The 5,311-nt window shown below is 32.0% G+C and carries 4 protein-coding genes and 1 pseudogene; 1 reads left to right on the top strand and 4 read right to left on the bottom strand.

Features of this window, described 5'->3' with window-relative positions:
• The 4 genes and pseudogenes from ACF91D_RS29260 to ylqF all read right to left on the bottom strand — a co-directional run.
• Nucleotides 1-108, bottom strand: a pseudogene (locus tag ACF91D_RS29260) (succinate--CoA ligase subunit alpha); the annotation flags it as partial.
• A gap of 21 nt (nucleotides 109-129) precedes the next feature.
• Nucleotides 130-1,296: an ADP-forming succinate--CoA ligase subunit beta gene (sucC, locus tag ACF91D_RS29255; RefSeq protein WP_042738865.1), complete on the bottom strand. Its 1,167-nt coding sequence runs from the start codon at nucleotides 1,294-1,296 to the stop codon at nucleotides 130-132.
• A 107-nt stretch (nucleotides 1,297-1,403) separates the two neighbouring features.
• Nucleotides 1,404-2,177 carry a ribonuclease HII gene (locus ACF91D_RS29250; protein WP_133170304.1) on the bottom strand — a complete coding sequence of 258 codons (774 nt, stop codon included), beginning with the start codon at nucleotides 2,175-2,177 and terminating at the stop codon, nucleotides 1,404-1,406.
• A gap of 6 nt (nucleotides 2,178-2,183) precedes the next feature.
• Nucleotides 2,184-3,044, bottom strand: coding sequence for a ribosome biogenesis GTPase YlqF (ylqF, locus tag ACF91D_RS29245; protein ID WP_107513338.1), 861 nt, complete (start codon nucleotides 3,042-3,044; stop codon nucleotides 2,184-2,186).
• A 369-nt stretch (nucleotides 3,045-3,413) separates the two neighbouring features.
• Here ylqF and ACF91D_RS29240 point away from each other — a divergent pair.
• A partial coding sequence (locus tag ACF91D_RS29240; RefSeq protein WP_392438230.1) for a YfhO family protein occupies nucleotides 3,414-5,311 on the top strand: 1,898 nt, incomplete at its 3' end.

The raw sequence follows: 5,311 nt of genomic DNA, 5'->3' as shown, positions 1-5,311 counted from the left end.
AACAATTTGTGTACCATATTCAAGCATTTGTTTTGTATGGAAAAGGGCAGTTGACCCTGTAATACCTTGTACAATTACTTTTGTATTTTTATCAATAAATACGCTCATCTTAGTGCTCCCATCCTTTCCTTACGCTTCTTTTACAAGTTTTACGATTTTTTGTGCGCCTTCTGCCATAGTTGCAGCTGGTTCAATTGCTAAACCTGAATCTTTAAGAATTTGTTTACCTCTTTCAACGTTTGTACCTTCTAAACGTACTACAAGTGGTAATGTAAGTTCTACTTCTTTAACTGCTGCAACAATACCTTCGGCAATAATGTCACATTTCATAATGCCACCGAAGATGTTTACAAAGATACCTTTAACATTTTCATCACCTAAGATGATTTTAAATGCTTCAGTAACCTTTTCTTTAGTTGCGCCGCCTCCTACGTCTAAGAAGTTAGCAGGATTTCCTCCAAAATGATTAATTGTATCCATAGTAGCCATTGCTAAACCAGCACCATTTACCATACAACCGATATCTCCATCTAAAGCGATGTAAGATAAATCATATTTAGAAGCTTCGATTTCTTTTGGATCTTCCTCTTCTAAGTCACGTAATTCTTGGATGTCTTTATGTCTAAATAATGCATTATCGTCAAAGTTGATTTTCGCATCCAATGCTAAGACTTCACCGTCACCAGTTGTTACTAATGGGTTGATTTCAACAATAGAACAGTCTTTTTCAATAAATACATTATAAAGCGAGATTAAAAACTTAGCTGCTTTATTAATTGATTCTTTAGGAATATTAATGTTAAATGCAATTCTTCTTGCTTGATATGGTGCTAAACCAACAACTGGATCAATTGTTTCTTTGAAAATCTTTTCAGGTGTTTTAGCAGCCACTTCTTCAATTTCAGTACCGCCTTCTTCAGAAGCCATCAAAGTGACCCTATCAGTTGCGCGGTCAATTACAAAACCTACATAATATTCTTTTTGAATATCGCAGCCTTCTTCTATGTAAAGGCGTTTAATTTCTTTCCCTTCTGGGCCAGTTTGATGCGTTACTAAAGTTTTACCTAGCAATTCATTTGCATAAGTTTCAACTTCAGAAAGTGATTTTGCAATTTTTACTCCGCCTGCTTTACCTCTACCCCCGGCGTGAATTTGTGCTTTAACCACATACACATCAGATTGTAATTCTTTTGCCTTTTCTACTGCCTCTTCAGCAGTAAATGCTACACGTCCTTCTGGGACAGCAACGCCCATAGAACGAAAAATTGCTTTACCTTGATACTCGTGGATATTCATTCTCCATCCTCCTGTTTCTTAGGTTAAGTTCATAATCAATTATAAGAAATGAAAGCGCTATTGTAAACTGATTTAGCACACTTCTTTTAATTAATTTATAAAATTGATTAATTGAAATGTGATTTAATTGGTTCAAATGATTTTCTGTGTTCACTGATAATGCCGTACTTCTTAATTCCATCAAGATGTTGTTGTGTACCATAACCTGCATTTTTTTCAAAACCGTAAACATTATATTTTTTTGAAAGTTGTTTCATATATTGATCTCTATGTTCTTTGGCCAACACACTAGCAGCAGCGATTGAAATACTTTTAGCATCTCCTTTAATAATAGAGGTTTGTGGGATATCAATGTCTAATGCCATGGCATCAATCAATAAATGGTCAGGTCGTACATCAAGTGCAGCAATAGCTCTTAGCATAGCCAATTTAGTAGCCTCGTAAATATTAAATGTGTCGATCTCTTCAACAGAAGCAGAGCCATATGCATAAGCATATACTTTAGACTTTAATTCTGTTTCTAACTCATTGCGTTTTTTGGCAGAAAGTTGCTTTGAATCATTTAAACCTGTAAATTGATGGTCTTTATTTAAGATAACAGCACAGGCAACAACTGGTCCCGCTAAAGGTCCTCTGCCTACCTCATCAATACCACAAATGAGTGCTTCGTTATTCTGTTTTAAAATATCATTTTCATAGCTAGACATTTCAACATATTTATCTAACAGTGCCTGTTCTTTTTCTAATTGTTTAATTCTTCGTCTTATAGCATTTTGAACACCTTTACGCTCATCTTGATAATAAGATTGTTCTTGTATAGACGTAATAGATTGTTGCGCTTTAAGTAAATTGGTAATTTCAGCAATAGTTTGTTTTATCATAATGTTCTATACATCCATTTCTTTAAATATATCAAATGTATAGGTTCCAATTTTAGCGTTACGTACTTCATGTATAATCAAATCGATTACAGCTTCATAATCTATTTCATTACCACGTCTTAGTAATCCTCTTCTTCGACCAATTGCATCAAACCATTCTAATATTTCGGCATCTTTATCTACATCTACATTATAATGTTTAGTTAGCCCTTCAAAATCATGTTCCTTTAGAAATTCAAGACCATATATTGCTACTTCATCTAAATGGACAATGCTATCCTTTATCGCACCTGTAATACTTAATTTTTTTCCTACAAGCTGATCTTCAAACTTCGGCCAAAGAATACCCGGTGTATCTAGTAATTGTAATGCATTTCCTACTTTAATCCATTGTTGTTGTTTAGTAACACCTGGTGTGTTACCCGTTTTAGCAATGGATTTATTAGCTAATTTATTGATTAGTGTCGATTTTCCTACGTTTGGTATGCCGACTATCATTGCTCTGATAGCTCGTGGTTTTAGTCCCTTTGCTTTTTCTCTTTCAAACTTTTCTTTTGTCGCTTTGATGGCTGCCTGCTCTACTAATTTCAAGCCTTTACCATGTTTAGCATCAATTGCTACAGGATAATATCCTTTCGATTTAAAATATGACTCCCATTTTTCTAATTCTTTAAGGTTTGCCATATCTTTCTTATTTAAGATAACAACACGTGGTTTTTGTTGAATGACTTCATCTATCATAGGGTTTCTTGAACTATATGGAATTCGAGCATCAACGAGTTCGAATACAACATCCACTTTTTTAAGTTGTTCTGATACCTCTCTTTTAGCCTTAGCCATATGTCCTGGATACCATTGAATTACCATAATTATCACCTTTCTCAATTTGAAAACTTCATTAATTTCAAACATATCATTTATTGTTCATACTTTAGCTTATATTTATCTTTAAATAGACTATAAAATAATAACATGTACATGCACGCTTTAAAATGAATGACAGTATCTAAATTCATTATTAATCTTAATTTTACAATATAATTGAGTTATATACCTTATAAATCTATAAATACATGAGTTAATGAGATTTACTTAAGAAACGATTGGGGTATAGCTAAAAATATATAGTATTATTAATTAAACAGTAAAATATATTTTATGTATTCAATGCTTATTATCATCGAAATCTACTTGAATCATAAATTACTTACTAAACATCGCTATAGGAGATAAAAAATGCGGCGCAAATTGTTATACATCATTTTGTTTATTAGCTTGGCTTTAATCGGTCATAGTTATATATTATATAGATTCATCGTCAATGGAGTCTTATTCACAGGCCCAAATGATGGCATGGAACAAATGGTACCGATACAGATGTTTTTATATGAAAACTGGAGCAACGGTAACTGGTTCTATTCTACAAAATTCGGCTTAGGCGGAGATTTTTTCACAGATTTAAGTTATTACTTTTCAACCAATATTATTTTTATACTTAATACTTTGGTCGTAGCACTGATTAAACTCGTTATTCCATTGCAGACAGAATCTGTTATGTTTTGGATAACCAATGATTTAATTGTATCTATTCTTAAATCGAGTTTAGCCATGTTCGCAACGTTTCTGTTTATGAAATATATTACGCTTAATCGTAACATAGCAGTATTAACAGCGTTTGTATTTGTCATTTCTCCTTTATATTTTCGTTTCACAGTTTACTGGCCATTTTTTAGTGATATCTTCATTTTGTTACCACTGTTATTATGGTCTATTGAACGTATCTTAAAAAGGAAACAGTTTGGTTGGTTTATCGTAATTGTGACATTATCCTTAGTTAATAATTTCTATTTTGCTTACTATCAGTTACTTACTGGTTTAATTTATTTTTCTATTAGAATTATTTTTCGTCATCAACACGATATTTTATCAAGAAAAAGTACAATCAAATGTATTATCATTGCCGCATTAATGGCATTAGGAAACAGTTTATTCTTCTTTTTTCATGGAGTTCAAAGTTATTTAAATAATAGACGTATACCTTTTACAGGTAAAGTCGACTGGTTTGAACATTTTGATCAAAACACGAATGTATTGTTTGATAATTATCTCATTGTAATTCTTTTTGTAACATTACAAGCTTTACTTACTTTCAAACTGTATAAACATTATTACTTTAAGTTATTTGCTTGTCTTACCATCGTATGTATCGCAGCTAATTTTTTACCATTTGTCGACCAATTATTTAATGGTTTTTCTGCACCACAAAAACGTTGGCATTACTTATTAGCATTTAATTCTGCAACAATAATTGGTTTATATGTTAAGTATTTTCGAACTTTAACAATTAAAAGCTATATTTTTCCATCAATTATAGTGTTAGCATGTATTTTTATAAGTAGTTGGTATTATCAAGAAGTCGTAGCATGGCTTTATTTTACGCCTGTCGTAACGATAATTGGTCTACTTATTTTATTAGTGAAAGAGCCTGCAATCCGTGTTAAATTCACAAATTTCTATATCATCGCAATAATGATTTTAGCTATTTTAGTCAGCTTTGTATTTACTAGAAATCAAATATTTTTTGAAGATCACGTTAACAGAGCCAATCGTTTTTATGCTACTTCTAGTCTCTATGATTCTCAGTTGCAACAACAACTTGTTAAAGCAATGAACGAGAGTAAAATGACAGATGAACGTATAGATTGGCGTGTAAACGAACAAGATAATACACCGATGTATCAACATTTTAAAGGTATGAGTGTGTACTCTAGTATTTTTGATCATAATATTCTAGATTATTATTACGACGATTTACAAATCAATCTAAAGAACGAATCTGTTAGTCGTTATCAATCAACGAATGGACGACAAAATATTGCGAGTTTATTTTCAGAACGATTTTTAATGTTAAAATCATATCAATCTAATGTGCCGTATTATTTTAAAAAGATAAAATCACGAGGTCAATACCAAATATATGAAAACACCTTAAACTTACCGACCGTTAGAGTGACAAACAAAGTATATCGAGCTGAAGGATTGCACAACCCTATTGATCGCGAACACGCAATGTTAGATGGTATTGTAATATCTCATAAAGGTGAAATCTGTCCTCAAAAAGCTAAAAACCTTTT

This window comes from Staphylococcus sp. 231237_7MaSpsaltlick, from assembly GCF_043107035.1.
The sequence above is the reverse complement of the archived record's forward strand: the minus strand, read 5'-3'. Positions and strand labels throughout refer to the sequence as shown.

Excerpts from the sequence above, each read along its gene's own strand:
- sucC (WP_042738865.1), bottom strand. The coding sequence starts at position 1,296 with ATGAATATCCACGAGTATCAAGGTAAAGCAATTTTTCGTTCTATGGGC.
- ACF91D_RS29250 (WP_133170304.1), bottom strand. The coding sequence starts at position 2,177 with ATGATAAAACAAACTATTGCTGAAATTACCAATTTACTTAAAGCGCAA.
- ylqF (WP_107513338.1), bottom strand. The coding sequence starts at position 3,044 with ATGGTAATTCAATGGTATCCAGGACATATGGCTAAGGCTAAAAGAGAG.